This is a genomic window from Pontibacter actiniarum (genome assembly GCF_003585765.1).
GTDB lineage: Bacteria > Bacteroidota > Bacteroidia > Cytophagales > Hymenobacteraceae > Pontibacter > Pontibacter actiniarum.
On the sequence record NZ_CP021235.1, the window covers coordinates 2,839,155 to 2,865,271 of the forward strand.

Consider the following 26,117-nt stretch of genomic DNA (forward strand, 5'->3'; position numbering starts at 1 on the left):
AAAGCAGCGCTAAAGCTGTGTTTGGCAGAACATCTGCTTTATACTATCTTTAGGCTGAAAATAATTTTTACCCGCTATGAAACACAAACTCCTTTCTGCTGCCTTACTCCTGGCGGCCCTAGCAGCCACACCTGCCCTCGCCCAGGAAAGCCCCGGGCAAGACTCTGAGCAAATCTACACTTACCTGGAGCAAATGCCAGCCTACGAGGGCGGCACAGGCGCGATGATGCAGTTTATCAACGCACAGATCACCTACTCCAATGCACAGCCGGAGGGGATGGTGGTGCTTCGCTTTGTTATAGATCAGGAAGGCGGCATAGATGCGGTAGAGGTCGTAAAGGGCCTAACCCCAGCGCTGGATGCCGCCTGTGTAAACGCCGTAAAAGCAATGGGCGGCCACTGGAAACCGGGAATGAAAGACGGCAAGCCGGTGCCGGTCCGGTTTACGCTGCCGGTTAAGTTTGGCCAGCCCAGGCCAGACGGCAGTGCGCCCGAAACCATGCCTGAGTACAAAGGTGGTGTTGCGGCGTTTAAAGCGTTCATGAAACAACATGCCAGATACCCCCGCAAAGGCACCAAGTATGGCACAGTGGTGGTTTCTTTCGTGATCAATGAAGATGGCTCACTAAGTGACTACCAGGTCAGGAGTGGCGTGGAGCCTGCCCTGGACCAGGAAGCGCTCAGGCTGGCGAAACTTACGGACGGCCAGTGGCTTCCTGCGGTAAAAGATGGGAAGCGCGTAAAGGTGCAGTACAACATGCCGGTTTTCTTCTAGCTTTATACTACCCTGATGCAAAAACGGCCCTGCTGCACAAGAGCAGCAGGGCCGTTTATACTTTACAACCAAGCGGCTTTAGAACTCCCAGTTTTCGTTGATCATGCCGATCGCGTGGTGGGCCGTCATGTCGAACTGGCAGGGCACCACCGAAATATAGTTGTTCACCAGCGCCCACTCATCGGTATCCTCGCCCTTGTCGAAGTTCACGAAGCTGCCCGTCATCCAGAAGTACTTGCGGTTGTGCGGGTCCAGGCGCTCATCAAACTCCTCCTGCCACTTGGCGTGCGCCTGGCGGCAAACCTTGATGCCTTTAATGGGCTCATCGCCTTTCTTCGGGAAGTTAACGTTCAGCGCCGTATTGTCCGGTATCCCGTGTTCAACAGCCTGCCGGATGATCTTCTCTACAAATTCCTCGGTATGTGAGAAATCCGCTTCGTGGCCGTAGTCGCAGAGCGAGAAGCCAATGGCTGGCAGGCCCTCGATAGCCGCCTCGATGGCCGCCGACATCGTGCCCGAGTAAAGCACGCTGATGCTGGAGTTGGAGCCGTGGTTGATACCGCTCACCACCAGGTCCGGCGTACGCTCGCGGAGCACATGGTGCTTGGCCAGCTTCACGCAGTCGGCCGGCGTGCCGGAGCACTCGTAGGCCTCCACGCCCAGGTCCTCTAAGGCTATGGATTTGTCCAGGCGCAGCGTGTTGCCGATGGTAATGGCATGCCCCATGCCTGACTGTGGCCCGTCCGGTGCTACTACTACAACCTCTCCCACCCGCATAGCCACGCGCACCAGCGTTCTGATGCCCGGTGCCGTGATGCCATCGTCGTTGGAGACCAAGATTAATGGTTTAGCCATTTTGATATTTTTAGTTGGTGTATGACAAAATAAATTAAATCGATTTACGTGCTAATATACTACAACCTGCTCCTGCACATCAAGGTTTAAAGTTAAAATAACATCACGAGACAAGGCCATCATGTTGAAGAATATTATCTATGCGGTGCTGCTGGGAGTGAGTATGGCGGCTTGTCTTTCGCAACAGGATAAAGAGCCCGCCACCTCCAGCGCCCCCGCGGAAGAAACCAGTTTAGACACGCCCGCAGCCCCGGCGGCACCTGCTACTTTTGTGATAGCGCGGGGCCATGTGGGCAGCGTGCGCCTGGGCACCCCGGTAGAGCAGCTGCGCGAGCACCCCGCGGCGGGCCTCACCCTGACCGACACCACCCTGATGCAGGAAGGGATGCAGAGTACGGCCTATGTGCTCCGGCCAGAAGGCGAGCCCAAGGGCCTGCTGGTAGAGCAACGCTGTGATACCGCGTGCCACGTATGGCGCATTAGGGTGCTCGGCTCCGACTTCAAAACTGCAAAGGGCATAGGCGTAGGCTCTAAGTTCAGTGAGCTGCAGCAGGCCTATAACATCCGGAGCGTCACTTTTGAGGAGGGCAACCTGGTAGCCCTGGCCCCGGAAACCGGCATGAGCTTCGTGCTGGACAAGAGCCAGCTCCCCTCCGGAAAACTGCCAGACTTTACAGCCGCTACCCTACCTGCCAACACCGTTGTGAAAGAAATCTTAGTATATTAGCCTATTGCTATACTAGCAGCTTCTTCGTATACTTGTCTCTATGGCTATACTTCGCTCAGGTTACAAACTCAGGAACTTCGGATTGTTGTTGCTCCGTGTGGGCATCGGTATCATGTTTATACTGCACGGCTGGCCAAAACTTGCAGGCGGCCCCGCGCGATGGGAGGCAATAGGCAACAGCATGGGGGTTTTCGGGATTGGGTTTGCACCGGTGTTCTGGGGCTTTATGGCTGGCTTTGCCGAGGCGGTAGGCGGCTTCCTGATCCTGCTTGGCTTCTTTTTCCGCCCGGCCTGCATCCTGCTGCTGCTCACCATGCTGGTAGCCACCACAAAGCACATGGTCGCCGGCGACGGCTTCGGCGGGTATTCACATGCCCTGGAGGCGGCTATCCTGTTCCTCTCGCTGCTCTTCATCGGCCCCGGCAAGTACAGCCTCGACAGCAAAGTGTTCCCGAAAGACAAGGGCAGAAGAACCCGTAAGTACTTTGCGTAGCGTTGTACCGAAGCGCCTTCTAACATCACGCTGCAGCCCCGCTCATAGGCTTAGTAGCCGCCGGTGCTTACCTACTCCAAAGGCAATTCTGCTAGTGGCCTGGCCGGGTTAAGCTGATTCCTGACGCCACTTGTATGGTGGCCCTGGACCGTCAAAGTATAACGACAACAAGTACAGGAAACATACCTGACAGCGCTTCTGGGCTGTTTTGCTCTGGCTATGCTTACCCTCCGGAACTGTGGCCCGAGCCCCTTCTGCAACAAACGGTAACAAGGTGCTAACCTGAGGCGGCTGGTTGTACCTCGCTGGGCTACTTTCAGCCTTCACCAGTTCTGCCTTACTCCTGCCCGGCCTGCTCCGCCCACGCGGCTCTTTTGGACAGGCCTATCCCCCTCTTCTGCCAACAAACTACTATTTCCCCTCAGAAATTCTTATCATTGCTGTTCACTATCACCTGAAACAAAACCATGTTAAGCACCTTACTACTTGCCGCGATGCTATCGGTGGGTGGCCCTGCTCAGGGTAAGCCCAACCTGAAAACCCCTTACGAGCAAGGCAACGGCAACCAGACGGCCACCTATGATGAGGCGATCCAGTGGTACCAGAAACTGGACGAGGCCTACGACGAAGTGAAGATGATGCCCTACGGCTCAACCGACGTGGGCCGCCCCCTGCACCTGGTGGTGGTATCAACAGACAAAGACTTTGACCCGGCCTCTATCCACCGGAAAAACAAGCGCGTCCTGCTTATCCAAAACGGCATTCACCCGGGCGAGCCGGAGGGCATAGACGCCACCATGATGCTCGTGCGCGACTACCTGCAGGACAAAAAGCGGCGCAAGCAGCTCGACAACGTGGTGCTGGCCATCATCCCGGTCTATAACATCGGCGGCGCCCTTAACCGCAACAGCCATACCCGCACCAACCAGAACGGGCCCGAGAGCTACGGCTTCCGCGGCAATGCCCGCAACCTGGACCTGAACCGCGACTTCATTAAAACCGACTCGCGCAACGCCCAGACCTTTCACCAGATCTTCCGGGAGTGGGACCCGGACGTGTTCATGGACAACCACACCTCCAACGGGGCCGATTACCAGCACGTGATGACGCTCATTGCCACGCAGCACAACAAGCTCAACCCGACCCTGGCAGAGTACCTGAGCGGCAAAATGGTGCCGGCGCTGTACGCGGGCATGAAGCAGGACAAGTTTCCGATGGTGCCCTACATGAACCACGCCGGCGACACACCGGACGAGGGCATTATTGGCTTCATGGAGTCGCCGCGCTATGCCACAGGCTACACGGCCCTCTACAACACCATCGGCTTTGTGCCCGAGACCCACATGCTGAAGCCGTTTAACCAGCGCGTGCAGGCCACTTACAAGCTGATGGAGCACATGATCGGGACGGTGCACCGCGATGCCGACGAAATAGGCAAACTCCGCCAGCAGGCAAAGCAGGAAACGCTCACGCAGGAGAAATTCCCGCTCGACTGGAAACTGGACACGACCAAGGTTACGAAGATTCCGTTCCTGGGCTACGAGGCCAAGTACAAACCGAGCGAGGTAAGCGGGCTGGAGCGCCTGTACTACGACCGCAAGTCCCCGTACAAATCCATGCTGAACTACTACGACGAGTTTACCCCTACCGTAACCGTGGCAAAGCCGGTGGCCTACATTATTCCGCAGGCCTGGCGTGAGGTGATTGAGCGCCTGAAGACCAACAAGGTGCAGCTACAGCAGCTGCAGCGCGACACCACCATCACCCTGGACACCTACTACATTGCCGACTATAAAACCCTTGAGCGCCCGTACGAGGGCCACTACCTGCACCACGGTGTGCAGGTAGACACCAGGCGCATGCCGCGCCAGTTCTTCAAGGGCGACTACGTTGTGTACCTGAACCAGCCGGCTAACCGCTTTCTGGTGGAAACGCTGGAGCCGCAGGGCGTGGACTCCTACTTTAACTGGAACTTCTTCGACAGTATTCTGATGCAGAAGGAGTACTTCTCCAGCTATGTTTTCGAGGACCTGGCTGCCGAGTACCTCCGGCAGGACCCGGAACTGCGCAAGCGGCTGGAGGCGCGCAAAAAACAGGACCCTGAGTTCGCCAAGAGTGCCCGTGCCCAGCTGGACTTCGTGTACCGCAACACGCCGCACTACGAGTACACCCACACCATGTACCCGGTGGGCAGGCTGATGCAGGATGTAAAGCTGCCGCTGTAACGCATAAAGTACAAAAGCCACCCCGCGGGGTGGCTTTTTCGTTTCGGTGCAAGTCTAAACTGCCCCTTAGCGCCTCAGGTAAGCAGAGTACATCCAAACCAGCTTCTCCTGCTCCCGGATGTAGTCGCTCATCAGCGCATTGGTGCCTTCGTCGTCGGCGTCGGCGGACAGAGCCAGCAGCTCACGCTCCGACTCAATCAGCACTTTAAAGCCGTTCAGGACCTCCTGCACCGCCTGGTTGCCATCCGAAACGTTGTCTACCTCCTTGATGGAGGATTTCTCCAGGTAGGTAGAAAAAGAATGGTAAGGCGTGTGGCCCAGCGTCAGGATACGCTCTGCGATCTCATCAATCTTCAGGATCGCATCGTCGTAGAGCTCCTCAAACTTAGCGTGCAGCTCAAAGAACTTATTCCCCGAGATGTTCCAGTGGAAGCCTCTTGCATTAATATAAAACAGCTGATAGTTAGCCAGCAACGTGTTCAGTTTGTCTGCCAGCTGCTGTGCCTTACCGGCGTCTATGCCAATCATGTTTTTGGTTGCCATTGTTGATGTGGTCTTTATAGGTGAAACAAAGTTCTCTCGTGAAAGTAGCCTGTTGCGGCCACACGGCCAATGACATTCGTCATGCCTGGCCGCCTTATTACCTACGTCTGTGGCAGCGGTTGTGTGCAGGGGCGGCTCCCGTAAAAAGTATAGCCGCTTTATTCCTGTAGCATAGAGGCCGTGTTGGGGGTAGACAGCAGTTGGCCGAACACCTCCCAGCGCTTTTCCGGCTTGTCGGCCGTGCCGCCGTTTGCCTCCACATACTGCCGCACCAGTTCCTGCCCCAGGTTGTAGTTAATCACGTAGCTTCTGTAACGGTCTATAAAGCGGGTGCGTTGCAAAGCCTTGCCTTTCTCATAAAAGTTATACTTCACGAGCCATTCTGCCGCTTCCTCCCGGCTGATCTCGCCGTTCAGGTAGCGCCGGGCGGCCTCATTGCCGGCAAAGTCAAGCTTGCTTATTTTACCCAGGATGCCGTAGTAGCGCGCCGCTTCCGACGCATCCAGGCCAGCCAGCGGGAACAGTACCTGCTGCTCAAAGGCCAGGCGTTCCTCAGCCGGGAAAGCCACCTTTACGCCATAGTTGGCGCTGCCTTCCGCAATCAGCGACTGAGGGCTGAACAGCGGGTAAATGGCGTATTCCTTCCAGCCTCTCTCGTTTACCAGGTGCTGCTCCAGCAGCACGTTAAACACGTGGTGCCCCGGATACCCTTCGTGGCCGGCCAGGTCTATGGCGCGCTCAATGTAGATCGGGAAATCAGTGTTGATCTGGATAAGGCTGTAGCCGTTGCCCTGGAAATAGTTGTAGCCAGACCACGGTTTATCGGTTACGAACTCCACCTTGAAGTTCTCGTTCTGGGGCAGGTCGTAGTGGGCTTTGGTTCTGTTTCTGGCCTCGGTGATGGCGGCCTGGAAAACAGTGTCCAGCTTCTCTTTCGGGATTTCGAATTTTGCCTGGTAGGCTGCCCAGCGCTCCGGCACGCTGCCTTTGCCCGGCAGCTCGGTATCTATGGCCGCTAAAAGCGAATCGAAGTACGCCTGCTCGTAATGCGGTGGCGTGGCATCGTACAGCAGCCTGGCCTCCTCATCAAACGGGAACTCCTTGCCCTGCATCATCTCCACCTTGGTGATGGCGGCCAGCACCTGCTTCTGGAACATCGCCAACCTTCTTTTTTCAAGCGCCGTCAGGGTATCCGTTTGCTGGGCCTGCAGGTTGCCCTGTATCAGGCGCAGCTCGGCCAGGAACTCCCTGCCCGGAAGCGAATCGGCCGGCTCACCCGTTGGCTTCCATTCCTCCGGGCCGTAGTAAGCGTCCACGATATCGCTGTCGTACTGGCCCAGCTTCAACAAGGTTTTTACGTAACGCTCCGCCAGTTCATCCATCGGCAGGGCCGCCTGCTCCGTTTCTTTGGTGGAGGTACAGGCCCAGAAACAAACCGCCAGCAGCAGTAGTAGTGCTTTTTTCATAGTAGGTAACAAAGTATAAGTATGGTTCCACCACTCAAGTTAAGCTTCCTTTAACAGGAAGAAAAGAAATAAAGGCAGTAGTGGGAAAATGGCACCGCGGCAAGAGTAAAAAGGAGGTCTAGCTATTCGGTACCAGTTGCTTAGCCAAAGCGCAATCGTGCGCTAAGACCAGCACCAGCCGACCAGTGGCGTACATACAGGCTCCTGCAAACCTATCTCCTGTACAGGCCAAACGTATTAGGAACTCATCCGGTATAAACCTCTATGGCACAAAGTATAAATACCACCCCGCACCTCCTCCAGCCGCACGGCAAAATCCCGAACAACCAGCGCCTCCCCGTGCTGGTGTATCAGCAGGTGTTCCCAGGCCACCACAACCTGGCAGACCGATTTAAGGAAGCCTTCGCACAGCATAACTGGCGCGGCAGCTGGGTAAACGGCGTGTTCGGCTACCACCACTACCACAGCAGGTCGCACGAGGTGCTGGGCGTGGCTTCCGGCGCCGCCACGCTCCTGTTAGGCGGCCCCGGCGCTGATGAGGTGCAGGTGCAGGCCGGCGACATGCTCGTGTTACCCGCAGGAACAGGCCACTGCCTGAAGTCGGCCTCCGATGACTTTAAAGTAGTGGGCGCTTACCCCGCCGGGCAGGAGCACTATGACGTGTGCACCGAGAAGGACGACCCGGAGGAAAAAAAGAAGAACATTGCGCAGGTACCGCTTCCCGAAACGGACCCCGTGGCCGGCAAGCAAGGGCCCCTGCTGCAGCACTGGCGCCACTCCTGAGGCCACCCCGCACCTGCCGCCCCACCACTTTACGGGTGCTAAACATATCCGGCACTGAGGCGTTACAATAGTAGAGCAATTACCAAACTGCTCCACAGGGAAACTTCCTGCCCACGCTCCACGGGTGTGTGCAGGAAGTAATTTTTAACGCTAAACTATTAACATGAAGATACTGATAGCCGGTGCACACGGCACTACCGGAAAACAAATTGTAGAGCTTCTTTCTGAGACCGATAAGCATGAGTCCTATGCCATGATTCGCAAGGAGGAGCAGGCAGCCGAAATGAAAAAGCTCGGGGCTGACCACGTTGTCGTCGCTAACCTCGAGGGGGATGTTTCGGAAACAACGAAAGGGATGGACGCCGTTATTTTTGCAGCGGGCTCCAAAGGCAAGAACGTAGAGGGCGTGGACCAGAAAGGCGCTGAGAAGCTGGTGGACGCAGCCAAGGCAGCAGGCGTGTCGCACTTCGTGATGCTCAGCGCCTACGGGGTAGACGACCCGCGCGGGGAGCTAAAGGAGTACCTGGAGGCAAAGGCAAAGGCGGACCAGCACCTGCTGGACAGCGGCTTACCCTACACCATTGTGCGCCCCGGCCACTTAGGCAACGACGCCCCCACGGGTAAGGTAAAAACGGCAGACCACTTCAGCAGCGCCGGCGACTCCAAGATACCTCGTGCCGATGTAGCCCACGTGCTGGTGAAGTCGCTGGAGGTGGAGAACGCCAGGAACAAGACCTTTGAGCTCCTGACCGGGAACACGCCGATACAGGAGGCCCTGAAGCAAATCTAGCAACAGCATAACATAAAAAAGCACACCCCCCGGCATGCGTACGTGTGCCGGGGGTTGTGCTTTCAGGCCTCTGTGTCTTCTTATCCGGAAGTACGGTACGTGAAGGTTTTTCTGTTATTAGTACATGGCCGGCTGGCCTTTCTTTGGCAACGAAGCGCGGATAAACTCCCGGATATCCTCGTTCCCCATTACCAGGTCCTCCTTGCGCAGGTACATCATATGGCCGCTGCGGTAGCCCTTCCAGCTCAGGCGGTCTTTCAGGCGGCCGCTCGGGTCCAGGTGCCACATGCTGTACTTGGCGTTAAAGTAATCGCAGGCGCCGTCGTAGTAGCCAGACTGCACCATCACGTGCAGGTAAGGGTTCTGGGCCATGGCCTGGCGCAGGTTCTCGCCGGTGTTATCGTTCTCGTTGTTCCAGGGGTGCACCGGGCCAAACATGTTGTACTTGATGTCGGTTTTATACTTCAGCTCATCGCGCAGGTAAAGGTTAATGGCCGGTGTAAAGGCGTGTAGCCAGGCCGTCAGCTCCGCGTTGAAGTCAGGCCGCACACCGGCGTCCTGGCGGTCTATGCCTTTGTAGCGGGAGTCGAGGCGGCCTACGGTAAAGCTCTCCCGGCGGAGCAGTTCCTTCCAGAAGAAGTTGAGCGGCACATCGAGGTTGTGCTGCTGGATGCTTTCTTCCGAAAGGCCGGAGTAGCGCGCCATTTTTGCGGCAATCGCCTCCTTCTGCGAGCCTTCCAGGAAACCGCCCTTCACAATAGCCGGGATCAGTTCGTTTACAGTAAAGGCCTCCACCTCCGGCAGCACATCGGTCAGGTCTTTTTGCTGCAGGTCCTGCGGCAGCTTTTGGTGGTACCAGGCGGTAGCGGCATAGTACGGCAGGCGCAGCGCAGCCTCCACGGGCCCTTCGCGCTCAATGCCCAGCTCTGTGGGCGACACCAGGATCACCCCGTTCAGGTACATCCACTGGGAGTTCTGCAGCTCCAGCGCCAGCCCCGATACGCGGGTGGTTCCGTAGCTCTCCCCGATCAGGTACTTGGGCGATGCCCAGCGGCCTTTGCGCGTCACAAAGGTGTTGAGCCACTCGGCCAGGTACTTCACGTCGGCGTTTACACCGAAGAACTTCTCCTTCATTTTATCTTTATCCACATCATCGGCCATTCGCGAATAGCCGGTGTTCACCGGGTTCACGAACACAATGTCGGCTATGTCGAGGATAGACTCCGGGTTTTCGCGGATGCCGTAGGGCTGGATCGGATAGCCTTCGTCATCGATCTGCAGCAGTCGGGGGCCGGTGTAGGCGATGTGCATCCATACCGAGGCGGAGCCGGGGCCACCGTTAAAGGAGATCACGAGCGGCCGCGCCGCACGGTCTTTTACGTCTGAGCGCTCATAGTATGTGTAAAACAGGCCGGCAACGGCTTTACCGTCTTCGCCCCACACGGGCTGGGTGCCGGTGGTGGCAGTGTACGGCACCTTCTGCCCTTTTATCGTTACCTGGTGTTTGGTCGTGACGGTGGAGTCAAGGTTGATGGTACGGCGCTGCGCTGCTGCCGGAAGCACAATAGCAGCCAGGAATAAGGCCAGTGCCAGAAGCTTTCTCATGTTCAATTGGATATACGTAGGATTCAAAAATACACTGCAGAACGCACGCGCTGCAGCCTTCATCCACAATATACAAAAAATAGGATAGTTCTATTTACCATGTGGTCAGCTGAGGCGCTCCGGCTACCCTGCCGGATAGCAGGGGCGGCAGCATTAGCCTCTTGAAATAAGCAGCTCACTCAGTTAACCCACTGTACTCCTACTTCCTCCGGTACACATAGCAGCCAATCTTCTCCGGGTGGTCCTGCACCAGGTCAGAGGCCCTGGCATGGCGCAGCATCCAGAGCACCAGCAGATCGCCGGAGGCAGCCAGTGTAAAGAGCAGCCCGAACAGGAACAACAGCAGCTTGCCCGTTGCCATGCCTGCCAAAGCCGGCAACAGGCCCATCACCAGCCCCGGCATAAGGCCGCCAAGTATGTACGGGCGCAGCGGCAGCACCTCCCGGCAATGGCAGTACGGCGTCAGGTAGCTCCAATGCACGCCATAGGTCACAGCCTTTACTCCGCGCTTGCAGAACACCGCCCAGGTAAGGCCGTGGAGCAGCTCGTGCACCACCGCGCCCAGGATGAAAACCAGCAGCATCAGGAGCGGGTAAAACAGCGTTGCCACACCATGCGCACGCACAAAGCCCTCCAGTAACTGCCAGCTGAACTGCTCCGGCCACAGCAAAAAGTAGGGCACCATGTACAGCACCAGTATCGGGAGCACGAAAGCCAGCGCCTGCTTGTTAGCCGCCGCGGCCGTAACGGTCAGCTCTGTCTGCTCGTACTGTGCCTCATCCATACTTACGCTGTTGTGCTCACCAACTCCTGCAGGTCAGCCAGAGCGGCAATGGCCGGCACCTCTGCCTGCACTTCTCCAAAACCGTAGGCAGCCAGTATAAACGGCACCTGTGCCTTTACGCTCGCATCATAGTCGCCCTGGGTGTCGCCGATGTACACAGGCCGCTGCAGGTTGTTGCGCTGCACCACGGCACGTATGTTCTCGCCCTTCGACAGGCTTTTGTCGCCGTAACAGGCGATGTCGGTAAAGTAAGACTGCAGGTCGAAGTACTGCAGGAAAGCCTCTATGTAACCGCTCTGGCAGTTGCTCACAATACACAGCTTATACTTTGGCTGTAGCAGCTCCAGTGTTTGCCGCAACTGCGGATAGGGCTCGCCCCCCTGTTTGTACAGGTACTCCAGCTCCAGCTCTGCGGCCGTTTTCTGCAGCTCCTGCCGCTGCTCTGTGCTCAGGCCCGGGAAAAGTTTTTCGTAAATGGCATCGTAGGGCATGCCGGCAATGTTGCGGATGTCCTCGCGCGTCAGGTTGTTGTCTACAAAGTCGAACTGGTTGATGGCGGCGTTCCAGGCATCGGCAATGGTTTGGGTAGAGTCCCAGAGGGTGCCATCCAGGTCAAAAATAAGACTATCGTAAGAAGTAGTAGGGTTCATGTGTTGCAAATTGGTTATGTGGGCGAACAGTTGCCGCCCTCCCCGCAAATTAGAGAAAGCACCTCACCTATAAAAGCAAAAAGGGAACAGGTATTGCCGGGAGGTAAAAACCCGCCTTACAAAAGGGGCGCTAAACGTTGTGCCTCCAGCCCCGGCAGGGCAACGTATAACCGGTGCCGCGGAATGCCACAGGTGCAAAACGTAGCCTGCTTTACCGGCTATGTTACTGCCTGCCCCCAGCGCGCTGCTTATCAGATCAGGGGCTTCAGGAGGAAAGCAGCACAAAAATGCTATATTTGTTAAGGCTCCCGCAGCGCGCTGGGGGCCTCCACGTAACGCCCAACTTTGTGTCACTTATACTTGATATACATACGCTCAGCAAACGGTACGGCAGCATACAGGCCGTAGACAAGCTTTCGCTGCAGGTGGAGAAAGGCAGTATTTACGGCTTGCTGGGCCCTAACGGCAGCGGCAAGACCACCACCCTGGGCATGGTGCTTGATGTGATCCGGCCGACCTCAGGCAGTTTTTCCTGGTTCGGGCAGCCAGCCTCCCCTGCCACCAAAAAGCGCGTGGGCGCCCTGCTCGAGACACCGAACTTCTACCCCTACCTCACCGCCCGCCGCAACCTGGAGATTGTAGCCGAGATAAAAGGCGCCAGCCACAGCCGCATTGCCGAGGTACTGCACCTGGTGGGCCTCTCCCAGCGTATGCACACGACTTTTAAAGGGTTCTCGCTGGGGATGAAACAGCGCCTGGCCCTGGCATCCTCGCTGCTAAACGACCCGGAGGTGCTGGTGCTGGACGAGCCCACGAACGGCCTGGACCCGGAAGGCATCGCCGAAGTGCGGGAGCTTATCCTAAAGATTGCCGCCGAGGGTAAAACCGTTATACTTGCCAGCCACTTGCTGGATGAGGTGGAAAAAGTATGCACCCATGTGGCCGTGCTGCAAAAGGGCGTGCTGCGTGCCCAGGGCCCTGTAAGCACGGTGCTTGCCGCCAAGGACCAGCTCGTGATCAGCGCCGGTGACGTGCCGCAGGTGCTTGAGGCGCTGCGGCAACTGCCGTTCGTGGAGGCGTTTCAGCAGGCGGAGCGCGGGCAGGTGCTCCTGACGCTGCAGGATGGGTACGGCCCCGCTGATGTGAACAAGGCCATGTTTGAAGCCGGTATCGTACTGCAGCAGCTTACCCTGCGCCGTAGAAGCCTGGAGGCACAGTTTCTGGAAATCATTAAAAAGCAAGCCTGATGAACCTTCTCCGCATCGAACTCTGTAAACTACTGCCCTACCGCACCATGTGGGTTATACTGGGGATTTTTGTAGCCCTCATGCTTCTCCTTCTCTACGCCAGCAGCAACGTCAGCATCAACGGGCAGGAGCTGGGCAACCGAATGTACGACCTGCCCCGGTTCTGGCAGACACTGGCCTATGTCGCCAGCTTTTTCAACCTGCTTTTCGGCATCCTGCTTATTGTGCTGGTGTCGGATGAGTACAGTTTCCGGACGCTGCGCCAGCAGGTGATAGACGGCCTGACGCGGGTAGAGCTGGTGCTTGCCAAGTTTTACGTGGTGCTGGGGCTGGGTCTGTTTGCCACGGTGTTCCTGCTTTTGCTAGGCCTTTACTTTGGCCTGCTGCACGGCAGCCAGCACACCCTGGGCGCTGTTTTCGGGCAGATCAACCACCTCTCCTACTACTTTGTGCAGGCTGTCGGGTACATGACGCTGGCCATGCTCTTCGGCTTTGCCATCCGCAAAAGCGGCCTGGCTATCATCGCCTTCGTTGCCTACGCGCAGGTGGTGGAGCCGCTCATTCACTTTCGCCTCCCCGATACGGTGGACAAGTACATGCCTGTCAAGGTTTTCAAGAGCCTGACGCCCATGCCGGCGCAGGAGGTGCTGGACCAGCTTACCGCGCCCACCGAAATGCTCTCTCTGCCGTGGGCGGCCCTGCTATCCATCGGGTACGCCGGTTTATTTTGCTTCCTGAGCTACTACCTGCTTAAGGTCCGAGACCTGTAGCTGCGCGTTAAAGTAGTTGACGATAGCCACCACGTGGTGCGGCTTTTCATAGCTGAGTTTGTGCTCTTTCACGTACTTTTTCATCTGCTTTGCCCTCTTGCCAAAAAGCTTGTGCAGGTCCTTGCGCACATTCCGGAGCGTCACAATCTCACCGTCGGGCAGCATTACGTAGTATAGTTCCTTTATCTGGCTTAGCCATTCACTGCCCGGCGCATAGTAGTTGCTGTCGTACAGGTAGCCTTGGGAAGAGTAGGGCGATGTGCCGCGGGAGTCCTTATGCACATAGGATTCGCGCATGATCAGGGTGAGCGGCCCCTGGTTCAGCTGCTCAAAAAAAGTAGGTTTCTTAAAGTCTGAGTAGTCACGCCCCATGTCCCACATCAGGGAGCGGAACGTATAGGCTCTGCCGCTAGGCTGCTCCTGGGCAACAAAGTACTGCACGTTTACAGGCGAGAAGGAGCTGAGGGAACCGTCCTCATTCTGCACGTTTATCACTTCCTGTGAGCGGTGAAAGGTAACAGGGCCGTAAATGGTGTCTCCTGTGGCAAGTACGATTTTGCCCGAAGGCCATTCCTGAACATCGATGGCAGACCTGAACTGGGCCTGTGCCATTTGCGGCAAAATAGCGGTAATAAATGCAAGAGCGGCGGTAAACGCCAGCGTAGTCGTTTTGTTTTTCATAGAATAGGGGGAGCTGTAAGTAACACAATAACCAACACCAGATTTCAGCCGCACGGGCAGCTTTCATCACCTGCTACAGGCCTCTATAATTTGTATGACTTTCAGCCTTAAAAGTTGCCTGCTTGCCTTAACTATTCCCCCTGAAGACTAAAAAAACCTGCACAAGCGGCTAACAGCCTCCTATGCAGGTCTTTAAAGTGTGTTTCAAGCGCGCTTATTTGGTAATTGTGGCGCTCTTTAGTATCTCATGGCCCAGCTTGTCGCGCTTGGTTGTCAGGTACTTCTGGTTATGCTCGTTAGGCACCACCTCAATCGGCACGCGCTCCACTACCTCAAGCCCGTAGCCCATCAGGCCGGTGCGCTTGCGCGGGTTATTGGAGATCAGTCGCATCTTGGTAACGCCCAGGTCGCGGAGTATCTGCGCCCCCACGCCGTAGTCGCGCTCATCCATGCCAAAGCCAAGCTCCAGGTTCGCCTCTACGGTATCCAGCCCCTGCTCCTGCAGTTTATAGGCCTTCAGCTTGTTGAGCAGGCCGATTCCGCGGCCTTCCTGGTTCATGTACACAATAACGCCCTTGCCCTCTTTCTCTACCATGCGCATCGCCTCATGAAGCTGCGGGCCGCAGTCGCAACGGCAGGACCCGAAGATGTCGCCGGTAACGCAGGAGGAGTGTACCCGAACCATTACCGGCTCGTCCTCCTCCCAGGTACCCTTTACCAGGGCCAGGTGCTTGGCGCCGTTGCTCACCTGGGTGTAGGCATACAGGTCAAAGATCCCGAAGTCAGTTGGCATCTGCACCACTATTTCGCGGTCTATCAGGCTCTCCTGCTTCAGGCGGTAGGCAATCAGGTCTTTTATAGAGATCAGCTTCAGGTCAAAGCGCTCCGCCACCTTCACCAGGTCCGGGAGGCGCGCCATCGTGCCGTCTTCATTCATAATCTCCACCAGTACACCGGCCGGGGCGAGTCCTGCCAGGCGCGCCAGGTCTACGGAGGCTTCCGTGTGGCCGGCGCGGCGCAGCACCCCTTCCTTCTTCGCCTTCAGCGGGAAGATGTGGCCGGGCTTGCCCAGCGCGTGCGGGTCTGTGGCGGGGTCTACCAAGGCAAAAATAGTCTTGGCGCGGTCGGAGGCGGAAATACCCGTGGTACAGCCGTGCCCGATCAAATCCACTGACACGGTGAACGGCGTGGCGTGCAACGCGGTGTTGCGGCCCACCATCAGCTCCAGCCCGAGCTCATCACAACGCTCCTCGGTAAGGGGCGCGCAGATAAGGCCACGGCCGTGGGTGGCCATAAAGTTTACGATCTCAGGCGTGATTTTTTCGGCGGCACAAACAAAGTCGCCCTCGTTTTCGCGGTCGTCATCATCCACCACGATCACAACCTTGCCTTGGCGTATATCTTCGATAGCGGCCTCGATGCTATCCAACGGCCTTATATCACCAGTTTTATTGGTTTCCATACTTTTTACTTTATGCCCACACTGCCCGTGGTAGCGGGGCTGTTTATCTTTTGTAAAGCGGTGCAAAATTATAAAGTTTATACCGCAAAACTGCTATTTATTGCATAACAGTTTTAAAGAGAGATTAGTTGACACCCGCGATGTGCCTGTGATTGGTTATCTTTACAGACCAGCCCCAGTTCCTATGAAATGCTCCTTACTCGTTGCCAACTTTAACCATGCCGACGTTATACCGACTGCCCTTCAGTCTATTGAGGCGCAAACGTACCCCGACTGGGAGGCTGTTATTGTGGATGATGCCTCCGTCGATAACTCGCTTGAGGTGATCCGCAGCTTTATAAGCGCCTCGCAGCACCGGGAAAAGTACCGCGTCATTTCGCTTGCCCGGAACATGGGCGTGGGGCATGCCAAGAAAACCGCTGCCGAAAACGCGAGCGGAGAGGTTATGGCCATCTGTGACCCGGATGACGCCCTGCACCCGGAGGCAGTCGCCAAGGTAATGCAGGAGCACCTGAAGCAGCCCCAGGCCAGCCTGGTTTACACCAGCTACTACTACTGCGACAGCGCCCTGAGGCCGCAGCGCGTCAGGCAGCATGCAGGGCATATTCTCCATTCTGATTTAAAGGAAGACAAGGTATCTGCGTTTGCCGCCTTCAAAAGTGCCGCCTACCACCGCACGGCCGGGTTTGACGCTGCCTTTAGGTTAGCCGAAGACAAAGACCTTTACTACAAGCTGGAGGAGGTGGGCGAGGTGGTTTACCTGGACGAGCCGCTCTACTACTACCGCATTTGGGACAGAGGGATTTCGCAGGGCTTTGATTCTTTTGTGCGCTCCCGGGACTACCGGCTAACAGCGATCGAGCATGCGATGGAAAGGAGAAAGAAGAGCGGTATAAAGCAGCTCTCTGAAACCGAGCGCCGCCACCTGCTTGCAGCCATACACCTTCTACAGGCCGAAGGCATTATGTACTCCGAGCAGCCTGTTACCGGCAAGTTTTTTAAACACTGGTACAAGGCCGTCCGCTTACACCCCACCAGTAAGCTAAAGGTAAAAGCCAAAACGCTGCTCCTGCTCAGCAGGGTGAAAAGGAGCTTGAGGCGTCTCCTTCAGAAAAAGTAGCTTACTTGTTCACCACAATGCCCAGCATCTCGCCCAGCTGGTTCTCAAAGGTTTTGAGGCTGAGGATATAGTTGAGCTGGCGGTCCTGCTCGGCGGGGTCGGTGACCAGGCGCAGTTTCTCCAGTTCGGCTTTCAGCAGTATCTGCACCTTCATGCGCTTGAGGCGCAGGATGGCACGCTCAATGCCGTACATGAGCAGGTCCTCCTCGTTTGGCACATAAATCTGGTGCGTTTCCCAGTTGTGGCTCAGGTCGTAGCGGTTAGAGATCAGCTCGATCACCTCCGAGCGTATTTCCTCGTCCGGGTCGTTCACCAGGTCCTCCCCCTTCACCACATAGCCCTGGTTAAACTGCCGCAGAATCAGGTTGTAGAGCTTCACGTAAATCGGGATCTCGAACTCCACATCCTCCAGCTGCTCCAGCATGTACTGCGTCACGGTTTGCTGCTCATCCACGGGCTTAGCCCCATAGTTTATCATCATCCGGATAATTTCCCGCTCATACCTTTTCAGGACGTCGGTGTCAGAGGCGGGCTTCTCCGGCTCTGGCTCGAGCGCGGGTTCCGGCGCGGAGTAGTGCTGCGCCTGCCCGCCGGATGGTTGCTGCTGCCGCCCCTGCAGGTGCATTTTGTTGTACTCGGATATAAGCACCTGCTCATCGATATCGAAGATAAGGCTGCAGCTCTGGAAGAACACCGTGCGCTTGATGGCATCCGGGATTTTCGAGATGGAGGCCACGACCTCTTTTATCGCCTCGGCTTTTTTAACCGGGTTGCCCGCCGCCTCCTCGGCAAAGAGGCTTGTCTTAAAGGAGATAAAGTCCTGGGAGTGCTCCTTGATATAGGTTTTAAAGGCCGTGTCGCCAACCTTATGGATGTAAGAATCCGGGTCCTCCCCTGCCGGAAAGGTCACCACGTTCACGTTGAGGCCCAGCTCCAGGATGAGGTCGATACCGCGCAGGGAGGCTTTTATACCTGCCGCATCCCCGTCGTAGAGCACCGTGATGTTCTCGGTATAGCGCGAAATCAGCTTGATTTGCCCCTCTGTGAGCGACGTACCGGAAGAGGCCACCACGTTTTCAATACCGCCCTGGTGCAGCGAGAGCACATCCAGGTATCCCTCCACCATATAGCACATGTCCTGCATGCGCATGGCCTGCTTTGCCTGAAATAGGCCGTAGAGCACGTTGCTTTTGTGGTAGATGTCCGACTCCGGGGAGTTGAGGTATTTCGGGCTCTTCTTGTCGTTGGATTTGAGCGTACGGGCACCGAAGCCCACCACCCGGCCGGACACGTTGTGGATCGGGAACATGACACGGCCCCGGAAGCGGTCATACTTTTTGCCGTCCTCCCTGGCTATCGTCAGGCCCGTCGCCTCCAGGTACTTTTGCTTGTACCCTACTTTCAGGGCGGCGTCCGTCAGGTCCGTCCACTCATCCAGGCTGTAGCCCAGCTCAAACTTGCGGATGGTGTTGCTGCTCAGGCCGCGCTGCTTTAAGTAGGATTGCCCGATTGCCCCCTGCTCATGGCTGGTCAGCCGCTGCTGGAAGTGCTTGGCGGCAAAGTCAGAGACTATAAAAAGGCTGTCGCGCTCGCTCTGCTCCCGGGCATACTCGGGGTCGTGCTGCTCCTCGGGCACCTCAATGCTATACTTCTTGGCCAGGTACTTGATGGCTTCCGGGAAGCTGGTTCCCTCCACATCCATAATAAACTGCACCGAGTTGCCCGCCTTGCCACAGCCAAAGCACTTGTAAATACCCTTGGCCGGCGAAACCGAGAACGAGGGGGACTTTTCGTGGTGAAAGGGGCAGCAGGCCCACATGTTCTGCCCTTTCTTTTTAAGCGACACGAAATCTCCTACCACCTCCGTTATATCGGCTTGGGCAAGTACCTGGTCAACTACTTCTTTGGGGATAAGGGACATGGGCAAAAAAAGTATAAGCGGATGGCAAAGATAAAGGTTATAGTGCGAACGACCGCATCAGGAAACAGGTGAATTTACACCCGGTGCCTTCCCGGGCGCAGCGCGCTGGCTTCTGTGCCCTCCCCTTCTCCTGTGCCATATAAAACAAGCCTCAGACAACCCGCTTTAACCCCGGCACCCGGCTGACAGCCTGCACCAGGAGGACAGAAACAAGCAGCACCAGGCAGAACCTGAGCGGGATGTCGAGCAGGGCCGTACCGGTTGACAAAGCGTACTTCTGGCCAAGCCTCTGAAACGCCTCCAGAACACCGGCGTGTACCACGTAGATACCCAACGTCAGTTTTGCCAGGCGAGCCAGCAGGTTAGGGCCGAAACGCAATTGCGAAAACATCTTAAAGAGAGCCAGAGAGGCCACCAGCACCAGCGGCGACAGAAACTCATAGAAGTACATGCTTCGGGTAGCGTACACAAACAGTGCCGTGAGTAGCGACAAGAGAACGTATACCAGCAGCAGCAGTACCTGGCTATACTTCGCCACACTACGGGCCAGCACATAGCCCATCAGGTAATAGCCCAGGTACTCCGTAAACCAAAGAAGGACAATAAAACCGCTGCCAACATAGAAGTTCCAGAGATTTATGGTAAACCCGCAGAGCAGCAAAAAGCAGGCAGCCATACTTACTTCCCGCAGCGCCAGCCCCGCTATTGCCCTGCTTATGACCGGCGTTACAAGGTACAGGCCGAGGAGCATGTAGAGGTACCACAGGTGATAGAACGGCTTTCCTGTCAGCGCTTTTACGGCCACGGGTGCAACGGCCCACCTGCCGGTAAGCGCATAGCTGCAGTAGAGCGCGTACAGGCTGTAGGCCCCGACCCAGAACACAAACGGCCAGAGGATCCGTGAAGCCCTGTTTAGATAGAAGGTGGCATAGGCCTCTCTTCTCCCCAGCAAAAAGGACCCGCTGATGAGCACAAACACCGGTACGCTCACTCTTGCAAAGGAGTTCAGCACATTACCCGCCCAAAAGCCTGTGCCGAAGGCACGGTCTTCTAGCCCGTCGGACGCGTAAGGGGCCGCCACGTGCAAGAGTATCACCAGCAGCATTGCCAGCGTTCGCAGCACGTCCAGAGAGTGGTTCCTTTCCGCTATGCCCGCTTTTGGCAGCGTTTCCGGTATAGGCATTGGTGATGGTTGCTTCATTTCGATTGCTCAAGGCACTACACAGGCTGTTTTCACACCTGCCGCTGAGTTGGCACTGGTGCGCCGCCTTATGGCTCCCCCCGGCGCTGCACCTACCGTTTGGCTCTCCTGCCGGAGCCCCCAAGTACAGCACTGCCCCTGCGCGCATGGCACCTCCGAAAACCTTGCTGGCAACCCGAGGCAGCGGCATTTGGCACGGCCTGCTGAACAAAGCTATAAAAATATCCCGGCAAGCTCATCTAAGTTAGAACATCAAGTATAAAAGAATTCCTATCTTTAGACTGTCAACACATTAAGGCTTAGCAGGAAGTGCGCCCTGACTCATACATTCATACTTGTAACACTGCCGCCACGGTGGCAGCAAAGGCAAACCATGCGAAACAGATTTACCCGTTTAAAAAAAGTAGCCTGGCTGGCCCTGGTGCTGGGGACGCAGGCAGTACAGGCCCAACAGCTGAACCTGTCCTGGCAGCCGCGCCAGGACCTGAACATCCTCCTGCCGGCCTCGGTGCGGGTGCACGAGGCCAACGGCAGCTTACCCGACGGAGCCCCGGTGCGTGCCATGTACGCTACCGTGGACCTGCGCGATGAAAACCTGTCGCTCCGGACCGTAGGCAACCCCGCTAACCGGCAAACAACCCTGGAGCACTACCAGGACTACAACGCTATACTGGCCATCAACGGCGGCTACTTCGCACCGACCAAGTCCGTAAGCCTCTACATCTCTGACGGGAATCTGATTGAGCCGGGCATCCGCAAGTCCGGCGGCAACAACATTACCCGTGGGGCCTTTGGCCTCGTGAACGGCAAACCGGAGATTGCCTGGACCGCTAACCCCATCGGCAACCTGATCTACAAGTATAGCCAGCCCACCCAGCCGGGGCAGCCGGCCCCGACAACGCGGGGCGGTGAGCTGTGGCTGCCGGGGCAGGCGGTAGGCGGCGGGCCGGTGCTGGTAAAGCAAGGCAAGGTAGTGGATGTGGGCACCGTGGAGGGCTTCGGCGCCGCTCACCTCGGCCGCAACCCGCGCAGCGCCATCGGCTACCTGGATAAGCACACACTGCTCCTGCTGGTAGTAGACGGTCGCCAGGGTGCCAGCGCGGGCGTAACCACCGTGGAGCTGGCCCACATGATGCGGGAACTCGGATGCAGCGAGGCTGTAAACCTGGACGGCGGCGGCTCCTCCGCCATGGTCGCGGCAGACGAGGTTGTGAACATTCCGGTAGATGTGCCAAACGGCAACCGCCACAGCCTCCGAAAGAACGCCAACGCACTGGTGCTGACGCAGCGGGAGAGCAGCCCGAAGCGCCAGGTAACGTACATTGACACCGATAGCCCCAACTACACTGAGTTTGGGCTGTGGCGAGACACCAACCACGCCAACTACTACGGCTCCACCCTCTCCCGGCAGGCCTCGGCCAACAGCCACAACAGCGCCAGGTATGATTTCAAAAGTATAGCCAAAGGGAAGTACCAGCTGGCCACCTGGTGGACGGTGGACACCAGCCACAATGCCGCCCAGGTGCCGTACGTGCTGCACCGCGGCAGCAAAACCGATACCCTGCGGGTAAACCAGAACACCTACGCCACCAGTGGCCGCTGGAACGTGTTGGGAGATTTTACACTTGGCCCCGGCGATTACCTGGAGTTGTTGGCCCAGGGCAAAGGAAAAAAGGCGGTGGCAGACGCCGTGCGCCTGGTAAGCATCGAAAAGTTCCCGGAGCTGCCCCGCCGGGGAGACCTGCGCCTGGCCGTGATCAGCGATCTGAACTCCGGCCTTGGTGCTGCGACCTATGAGTGGCAGGTAGACAGCATTATTCAGCGGCTGCCGCGCATCTGGCAACCAGACCTGGTAGTCTGCGGCGGCGATATGGTGGCCGGCCAGGGCGTGTCGGATACGGAGACGCTTACCAAAATGTGGCAGGGCTTCGACGACCATATCGCCGCGCCGCTACGTGCCGCTGGCATTCCCTTTGCCTTTACGCTCGGCAACCACGATGGCTCTCGCTCTTTTGCCATGGAGCGAAACGCCGCCGGCAGCTACTGGAATGACGCTAAGAACCTGCCTTCGCTGCAGTTCATCGACAAGCGCCACTTCCCCTACTACTACTCCTTTACCCACGGCAACGCGTTCTTTGTTTCCTGGGAGGCCTCCTCGCCGGAAATTACCGACGAAAACCTGCGTTGGCTGGCAGAGCAGTTTAACCTGCCGGAGGCAAGGCAGGCAAAGTACAGGTTCGTGCTCGGCCACATGCCGCTCTACAGCGTGGCGCAGGAGCGCGACTCCAAAGGCAACCTGCTCAGCAACCCGGAAAAGCTGCGGCAGCTCCTGGAGCAGTACAAGGTAAAGACCTACATCAGCGGCCACCAGCATGCCTACTATCCGGGTAAGCGCGGGAAACTGGAGCTGCTGAACGCCGGGGCTGCCGGCTCCGGCCCCCGCTCCTGGCTGACGCTGGACAAGACGCCGGTGAATACCGTGACGCTGGTGGACATCTTTTACGAGCAGGACACACTCGTTTACACGACTTACGACATTGGCACCGAGCGTGCAGCAGAGATGGCAGTGTTTGATGAAAAAGTCCTCCCACCGGTTATAGAGGGCGTGAACGGCCACCTCATCCGGCGGGACATCGCAGTAACTGGCGAGGCAAAAGGCATCTTCTCTGCACTGTCGCCGGGAGCCTCGGCAACAGGCACGGCAGCCTTGGAGGTACGCGGAGACAAGCTGTACATCTCGGGCGAGTTTACCGGCCTGGAGGGGAAACTGCTGAAAGAGCAAGGTGCTGTATCCCTTTACCACGGCCGCCACACAGAGCAGGGGGCGCCACTGCTTGCCCTGAAGGTAAAGTCCAGAAATGGGCGCAAAGGCTCTTTCAGCGGCAGGATGGCGGTACAGGACGATGAGAAGGAACTGCTGTCGGTAGGCTCGTACTATGTCAGCATCAAAACAGACAAGCACCCGGACGGGGAACTGCGCGCGCAGCTGTACCCTGCTGCCAACCAGGCTCCGGCTGCCGTGGCCGTTAGCTCGCACAACAGCCGGAACGCGTACGCCGTGCGCCAAACCGAAGCGCTCTTCAGGCTCAGCTGGGACAAAGCCACCGACCCGGACGGGGACTTTGTGTCCTACAGCTACCAACTGGCATCCGACGAGCACTTTAAAAACCTGTTATGGCACAAGAACACCGGCAGGGTGCCTGGTATAAAGCCACAGGAAAAAGAGTGGTACGCGCTCCTGCAGCATGCCGCCGAGGGCGAGCCGGTTACCTTCTACCACCGCATTATTACCTCCGACGGCAAACACACCACCTATGGCCCCGGCAAGCCTTTTCAGCTGATGAAAAGCAATGAGCCGCTGGAGGATTTTGTGGAGGTGCCCGCGCCGAACTACGTCTTTGCCGGAAAGGTGCAGGAAACCGGTGCCGGCTACGGAGCCCGGTGGGACAAGCATGGCAACCTGTGGCTGGCCAGCTACGACGGCACGCTCTATGTCAAGAAGCCAGACGGCACCGATGCTCCCTTTTCGCCGCTGCGCCAGATTACGGTAAACGGAGAAGCCTTCGACCTGCGCACGATTGGAGGCATCGGAGTGGACGCAGACGGCAATATCCTGCTGGCGCGCAACCGCCACCTGCTCAAGGTGGATGCCGCCAGCGGGCAGGGCATTGCGGCCTGGGAAGTGCCAAACGGCGGGCGCGCCATTACGGCCCCGCGTGTAAACGACAAGGGGGAAATTTACGTTATGTCGCTCTTCGGCGAGGATCCCAACTATGTGCTGAAGCAGAATGAACAGCGGCCGCACCAGTTTGACCTCGTTCGTACGCTAAACTTGCCCGAGCGCATCCTGGCCCGCACGTTTACCATGGCACCGGACGGTAAAACGCTGTACTTCCCGAACCCGGGGAGTCCGTACATCCAGGTCTACACCAGCGAAGACGGCACGAGGTATAAAAAACAGGAAAACATCACCAGCACAGCTGCCGGCTGCAACGCCATAGAAGTTGGCCCGGGCAACACCCTCTGGACAGCCGTGCGGGCCAGCGGCGTGGTGCCCGCCACGTTCCACTTCCGCGATGAAAAAAACAAGAAGATGTGGACGCTGCAGCTGCCGGAGTTAGAGGGCGCCGAGGCCCGGGGCCTGGGCGTGTCTGCCAACGGCGATACGCTCATCTTCTGCAGCTGGGACAAAGGCGGCGGGTTTTACAAGTATGTACTGCAGCCAGCTGAACAGCAGGAGTAAAAGCAGCCGGTGGAGCGGTGTAATGGAAAGGTGCCTCTTTACAACTCTAGCGCTGCAATACCGGAATTAAGCATCTCAGGCTCCTCCTTACCAAAGGAGGGGCCTGACTTTTTATAAGTCTACCCATCACTGGAGCGCTAGTGTAAGCGCCGTCAGTTTAGGCTAAGGAAGTATAAGCAGGGGCAGTTGGCAGTCCACTTACCCTTCCAACATACAGGCCTTTTTGATCCGCTTTGCCATGCGAAGCGAAGGCGCCCGATGTGAAGCGTCTACCTCCACTCACAGTGACACAGGCCCCTACCCATAAGGCAGAGCTGAAGCAGGCTTGTGCCGAAACGCAAATTTTTTTTTGGTAGCTGTTATGAACTACTGAAAAACATACGCGCTGATCATGCATATTGGGCTGCACCAACTTTGAAGCTCATGAAAGCAACTCTGTCGCCTCTCCGCAACCAGCCAAAGTGGTTCTTTTCCATACGTCAGGCGCCCTTCCCTTAAAAAAGGCCCCTCCTCCTAAATTCAATCCCTCTCCCAGACAAGTGTTATTCCTAAACCTATAACCCATGAAAACAGAAACAACAGTGCCGCAAGGCAAAAGAGCCAGGCGCCGAAAGAAGCACCCCAAGAACTGCATGCTAACCGTACGCATGACAACTACTGAAAAACTCCTCATCACCGGGAAAGCCAGAAGCGCAGGCATGAAAACGGCCGAATGGCTCCGTGCTGCGGCCAAAACCGCAGTGGTTTCGCCCAAGTTCTCACCCGAGGACGCGACTGTTCTGCGTCAGCTTACCGGCATGTTCAATGACCTGAACCTGATAGCCGGGCTTGCTGCGCAGGAAGGGCTGCTATCGCTCCAAAACAACTGCCGCCAAACAGTAAAGAAAATCAATCAGTTGCTATCATACCTGAACAGCGATGATCGGAAAGGCATTCATCAGTAAAAGCTTCGCCAGGAGCGCGCAATACCTTGTGCAGAAACCTGGCGCCCAGATCCTGGCAGCTGACGGCGTAAGGACAGCCAGTTGCCAGACCATTGCAAGTGATTTCGCAATGATGTGCAGGTTCAAACCTGGCTTGCAGCGGGTCGCAGGGCATGTTTCCCTGAGCTGGAGCCCTCTTGACAGGGAGAAGCTAACACCACAGGTAATGGTGGCGCGGGCAAAAGAGTACATGGAAAAAATGCGGATCCAGGACACACAGTACCTGATCGTGGAGCATCGCGATACGCAGCACCCCCATATACACATTCTCTACAACAGGGTCAGTTACCAAGGTAAGGTGATTCCCGACTGGCGCCAGTGGCCACACACGGTAAAAGTATGCACTGAAATGAGGCAGAAGTATGGCTATCATATGCCTCAAAACCAATACCTGGGGGATCACCAGCGCCTGAAAGGGGTAGACAAGGTGCGCTTTCAGCTCCATGATGCCATCCAGCAGGTCCTGAGCCAGGCCAAAAGCTGGGATGAGCTTCAGGCAGGGCTACAAAGAAAGGGCATTACGATGCGGTGCCGGTATGCAGGCGGCACAGGCAAGGTGCAGGGCCTTAGCTTTAAAATGGGAAACCTCAGCTGGAAGGGATCAAGCATAAGCCCAAAGCTAAGCTACGGCAACATCGCCCGTAAGTTAGAGCGCAACCTGCAGCTCCAGTTGACACAGGCAAAGGAAAGGACTTCCAGGAAGCGTATGGCACACCGCCACAAAAGGCGCTCATTATAAAATTACGGTTACAACCTGCCGTAGCCCTTCTTCAGGTTTTAGGAAGGCGGGCAG

At 56.9% G+C, this 26,117-nt stretch carries 22 protein-coding genes; 12 read left to right on the forward strand and 10 right to left on the reverse strand.

Going from position 1 to position 26,117, the window contains the following annotated elements; genetic code table 11:
* The first annotated feature begins 76 nt into the window (after positions 1-76).
* Positions 77-775 carry an energy transducer TonB gene (locus CA264_RS12230; protein ID WP_025607516.1) on the forward strand — a complete coding sequence of 233 codons (699 nt, stop codon included), beginning with the start codon at positions 77-79 and terminating at the stop codon, positions 773-775.
* A 78-nt stretch (positions 776-853) separates the two neighbouring features.
* On the opposite strand, the gene surE is transcribed toward CA264_RS12230, so the two are convergent.
* Positions 854-1,630 (reverse strand): 5'/3'-nucleotidase SurE, encoded by a 777-nt coding sequence (gene surE / locus CA264_RS12235; protein ID WP_025607518.1) that lies wholly within the window; start codon positions 1,628-1,630, stop codon positions 854-856.
* A 121-nt stretch (positions 1,631-1,751) separates the two neighbouring features.
* Here surE and CA264_RS12240 point away from each other — a divergent pair, with 121 nt between their 5' ends.
* The 3 genes from CA264_RS12240 (at position 1,752) to CA264_RS12250 (ending at position 5,075) form a co-directional block, all read left to right on the forward strand.
* A complete protein-coding gene (locus CA264_RS12240; RefSeq protein WP_025607519.1) occupies positions 1,752-2,357 on the forward strand; it encodes a hypothetical protein in 606 nt (201 codons plus the stop codon).
* A 40-nt stretch (positions 2,358-2,397) separates the two neighbouring features.
* Positions 2,398-2,850 carry a DoxX family protein gene (locus tag CA264_RS12245; RefSeq protein WP_025607521.1) on the forward strand — a complete coding sequence of 151 codons (453 nt, stop codon included), beginning with the start codon at positions 2,398-2,400 and terminating at the stop codon, positions 2,848-2,850.
* 467 nt (positions 2,851-3,317) lie between these two features.
* A complete protein-coding gene (locus CA264_RS12250; protein WP_025607523.1) occupies positions 3,318-5,075 on the forward strand; it encodes a M14 family metallopeptidase in 1,758 nt (585 codons plus the stop codon).
* Positions 5,076-5,141: 66 nt separating this feature from the next.
* On the opposite strand, the gene CA264_RS12255 is transcribed toward CA264_RS12250, so the two are convergent.
* Both CA264_RS12255 and CA264_RS12260 read right to left on the reverse strand, forming a co-directional pair.
* Complete coding sequence (locus CA264_RS12255; RefSeq protein WP_025607525.1) at positions 5,142-5,618, reverse strand: Dps family protein; 477 nt, start codon at positions 5,616-5,618, stop codon at positions 5,142-5,144.
* A gap of 158 nt (positions 5,619-5,776) precedes the next feature.
* Positions 5,777-7,084: a hypothetical protein gene (locus tag CA264_RS12260; RefSeq protein ID WP_025607527.1), complete on the reverse strand. Its 1,308-nt coding sequence runs from the start codon at positions 7,082-7,084 to the stop codon at positions 5,777-5,779.
* A 264-nt stretch (positions 7,085-7,348) separates the two neighbouring features.
* Here CA264_RS12260 and CA264_RS12265 point away from each other — a divergent pair, with 264 nt between their 5' ends.
* Positions 7,349-7,867 (forward strand): cupin domain-containing protein, encoded by a 519-nt coding sequence (locus CA264_RS12265; protein WP_036776118.1) that lies wholly within the window; start codon positions 7,349-7,351, stop codon positions 7,865-7,867.
* A 163-nt stretch (positions 7,868-8,030) separates the two neighbouring features.
* The gene (locus tag CA264_RS12270; protein WP_025607530.1) at positions 8,031-8,657 is read left to right on the forward strand and encodes an SDR family oxidoreductase; all 627 of its coding nucleotides are present in this window, start codon (positions 8,031-8,033) and stop codon (positions 8,655-8,657) included.
* Between the two features lie 117 nt (positions 8,658-8,774).
* Here CA264_RS12270 and CA264_RS12275 read toward each other — a convergent pair whose 3' ends face one another.
* The 3 genes from CA264_RS12275 to CA264_RS12285 all read right to left on the reverse strand — a co-directional run bounded on the left by CA264_RS12275 (position 8,775) and on the right by CA264_RS12285 (position 11,696).
* Positions 8,775-10,262 (reverse strand): S10 family peptidase, encoded by a 1,488-nt coding sequence (locus CA264_RS12275; RefSeq protein WP_025607532.1) that lies wholly within the window; start codon positions 10,260-10,262, stop codon positions 8,775-8,777.
* A gap of 199 nt (positions 10,263-10,461) precedes the next feature.
* Positions 10,462-11,046, reverse strand: a complete 585-nt coding sequence (locus CA264_RS12280) for a DUF3267 domain-containing protein (RefSeq protein WP_025607533.1) — start codon at positions 11,044-11,046, stop codon at positions 10,462-10,464.
* 2 nt (positions 11,047-11,048) lie between these two features.
* Complete coding sequence (locus CA264_RS12285) at positions 11,049-11,696, reverse strand: HAD family hydrolase (protein WP_025607535.1); 648 nt, start codon at positions 11,694-11,696, stop codon at positions 11,049-11,051.
* 347 nt (positions 11,697-12,043) lie between these two features.
* Here CA264_RS12285 and CA264_RS12290 point away from each other — a divergent pair, with 347 nt between their 5' ends.
* On the forward strand, positions 12,044-12,943 hold the full coding sequence (locus CA264_RS12290; protein ID WP_025607536.1) for an ABC transporter ATP-binding protein: 900 nt from the start codon (positions 12,044-12,046) through the stop codon (positions 12,941-12,943).
* A complete protein-coding gene (locus CA264_RS12295; RefSeq protein ID WP_025607538.1) occupies positions 12,943-13,713 on the forward strand; it encodes an ABC transporter permease in 771 nt (256 codons plus the stop codon). Before CA264_RS12290 ends, CA264_RS12295 begins: the two co-directional genes overlap by 1 nt.
* Here the strand turns inward: CA264_RS12295 and CA264_RS12300 are convergent.
* Together CA264_RS12300 and CA264_RS12305 are read right to left on the reverse strand one after the other, a co-directional pair.
* Positions 13,666-14,394 carry a hypothetical protein gene (locus tag CA264_RS12300; protein WP_025607540.1) on the reverse strand — a complete coding sequence of 243 codons (729 nt, stop codon included), beginning with the start codon at positions 14,392-14,394 and terminating at the stop codon, positions 13,666-13,668. The genes CA264_RS12295 and CA264_RS12300 overlap by 48 nt on opposite strands.
* Before the next feature lie 214 nt (positions 14,395-14,608).
* The gene (locus CA264_RS12305; protein WP_025607542.1) at positions 14,609-15,856 is read right to left on the reverse strand and encodes a bifunctional 3,4-dihydroxy-2-butanone-4-phosphate synthase/GTP cyclohydrolase II; all 1,248 of its coding nucleotides are present in this window, start codon (positions 15,854-15,856) and stop codon (positions 14,609-14,611) included.
* Between the two features lie 184 nt (positions 15,857-16,040).
* On the opposite strand from CA264_RS12305, the gene CA264_RS12310 reads away from it, so the two are divergent.
* On the forward strand, positions 16,041-16,976 hold the full coding sequence (locus CA264_RS12310) for a glycosyltransferase family 2 protein (protein WP_025607543.1): 936 nt from the start codon (positions 16,041-16,043) through the stop codon (positions 16,974-16,976).
* Between the two features lies 1 nt (position 16,977).
* Here CA264_RS12310 and dnaG read toward each other — a convergent pair whose 3' ends face one another.
* Entirely contained in the window at positions 16,978-18,897 is a 1,920-nt protein-coding gene (gene dnaG, locus CA264_RS12315; protein WP_025607544.1) for a DNA primase, read from the reverse strand.
* A 151-nt stretch (positions 18,898-19,048) separates the two neighbouring features.
* On the reverse strand, positions 19,049-20,098 hold the full coding sequence (locus tag CA264_RS12320) for an acyltransferase (RefSeq protein WP_084196219.1): 1,050 nt from the start codon (positions 20,096-20,098) through the stop codon (positions 19,049-19,051).
* Between the two features lie 373 nt (positions 20,099-20,471).
* Between CA264_RS12320 and CA264_RS12325 the strand changes: the two genes are divergently transcribed.
* From CA264_RS12325 to CA264_RS12335, 3 genes are all read left to right on the forward strand, one after another.
* On the forward strand, positions 20,472-24,341 hold the full coding sequence (locus tag CA264_RS12325; protein WP_025607548.1) for a phosphodiester glycosidase family protein: 3,870 nt from the start codon (positions 20,472-20,474) through the stop codon (positions 24,339-24,341).
* Positions 24,342-24,904: 563 nt separating this feature from the next.
* A complete protein-coding gene (locus CA264_RS12330; protein ID WP_025607549.1) occupies positions 24,905-25,285 on the forward strand; it encodes a plasmid mobilization protein in 381 nt (126 codons plus the stop codon).
* Positions 25,260-26,063, forward strand: coding sequence for a relaxase/mobilization nuclease domain-containing protein (locus CA264_RS12335; protein WP_025607551.1), 804 nt, complete (start codon positions 25,260-25,262; stop codon positions 26,061-26,063). Before CA264_RS12330 ends, CA264_RS12335 begins: the two co-directional genes overlap by 26 nt.
* Positions 26,064-26,117: the final 54 nt, after the last annotated feature.

What these genes read in the sequence shown, in the direction of transcription:
- CA264_RS12230 (WP_025607516.1), top strand. Translation starts at nt 77, where the DNA reads ATGAAACACAAACTCCTTTCTGCTGCCTTACTCCTGGCGGCCCTAGCA.
- surE (WP_025607518.1), bottom strand. Translation starts at nt 1,630, where the DNA reads ATGGCTAAACCATTAATCTTGGTCTCCAACGACGATGGCATCACGGCA.
- CA264_RS12240 (WP_025607519.1), top strand. Translation starts at nt 1,752, where the DNA reads ATGTTGAAGAATATTATCTATGCGGTGCTGCTGGGAGTGAGTATGGCG.
- CA264_RS12245 (WP_025607521.1), top strand. Translation starts at nt 2,398, where the DNA reads ATGGCTATACTTCGCTCAGGTTACAAACTCAGGAACTTCGGATTGTTG.
- CA264_RS12250 (WP_025607523.1), top strand. Translation starts at nt 3,318, where the DNA reads ATGTTAAGCACCTTACTACTTGCCGCGATGCTATCGGTGGGTGGCCCT.
- CA264_RS12255 (WP_025607525.1), bottom strand. Translation starts at nt 5,618, where the DNA reads ATGGCAACCAAAAACATGATTGGCATAGACGCCGGTAAGGCACAGCAG.
- CA264_RS12260 (WP_025607527.1), bottom strand. Translation starts at nt 7,084, where the DNA reads ATGAAAAAAGCACTACTACTGCTGCTGGCGGTTTGTTTCTGGGCCTGT.
- CA264_RS12265 (WP_036776118.1), top strand. Translation starts at nt 7,349, where the DNA reads ATGGCACAAAGTATAAATACCACCCCGCACCTCCTCCAGCCGCACGGC.
- CA264_RS12270 (WP_025607530.1), top strand. Translation starts at nt 8,031, where the DNA reads ATGAAGATACTGATAGCCGGTGCACACGGCACTACCGGAAAACAAATT.
- CA264_RS12275 (WP_025607532.1), bottom strand. Translation starts at nt 10,262, where the DNA reads ATGAGAAAGCTTCTGGCACTGGCCTTATTCCTGGCTGCTATTGTGCTT.
- CA264_RS12280 (WP_025607533.1), bottom strand. Translation starts at nt 11,046, where the DNA reads ATGGATGAGGCACAGTACGAGCAGACAGAGCTGACCGTTACGGCCGCG.
- CA264_RS12285 (WP_025607535.1), bottom strand. Translation starts at nt 11,696, where the DNA reads ATGAACCCTACTACTTCTTACGATAGTCTTATTTTTGACCTGGATGGC.
- CA264_RS12295 (WP_025607538.1), top strand. Translation starts at nt 12,943, where the DNA reads ATGAACCTTCTCCGCATCGAACTCTGTAAACTACTGCCCTACCGCACC.
- CA264_RS12300 (WP_025607540.1), bottom strand. Translation starts at nt 14,394, where the DNA reads ATGAAAAACAAAACGACTACGCTGGCGTTTACCGCCGCTCTTGCATTT.
- CA264_RS12305 (WP_025607542.1), bottom strand. Translation starts at nt 15,856, where the DNA reads ATGGAAACCAATAAAACTGGTGATATAAGGCCGTTGGATAGCATCGAG.
- CA264_RS12310 (WP_025607543.1), top strand. Translation starts at nt 16,041, where the DNA reads ATGAAATGCTCCTTACTCGTTGCCAACTTTAACCATGCCGACGTTATA.
- dnaG (WP_025607544.1), bottom strand. Translation starts at nt 18,897, where the DNA reads ATGTCCCTTATCCCCAAAGAAGTAGTTGACCAGGTACTTGCCCAAGCC.
- CA264_RS12320 (WP_084196219.1), bottom strand. Translation starts at nt 20,098, where the DNA reads ATGAAGCAACCATCACCAATGCCTATACCGGAAACGCTGCCAAAAGCG.
- CA264_RS12325 (WP_025607548.1), top strand. Translation starts at nt 20,472, where the DNA reads ATGCGAAACAGATTTACCCGTTTAAAAAAAGTAGCCTGGCTGGCCCTG.
- CA264_RS12330 (WP_025607549.1), top strand. Translation starts at nt 24,905, where the DNA reads ATGAAAACAGAAACAACAGTGCCGCAAGGCAAAAGAGCCAGGCGCCGA.
- CA264_RS12335 (WP_025607551.1), top strand. Translation starts at nt 25,260, where the DNA reads ATGATCGGAAAGGCATTCATCAGTAAAAGCTTCGCCAGGAGCGCGCAA.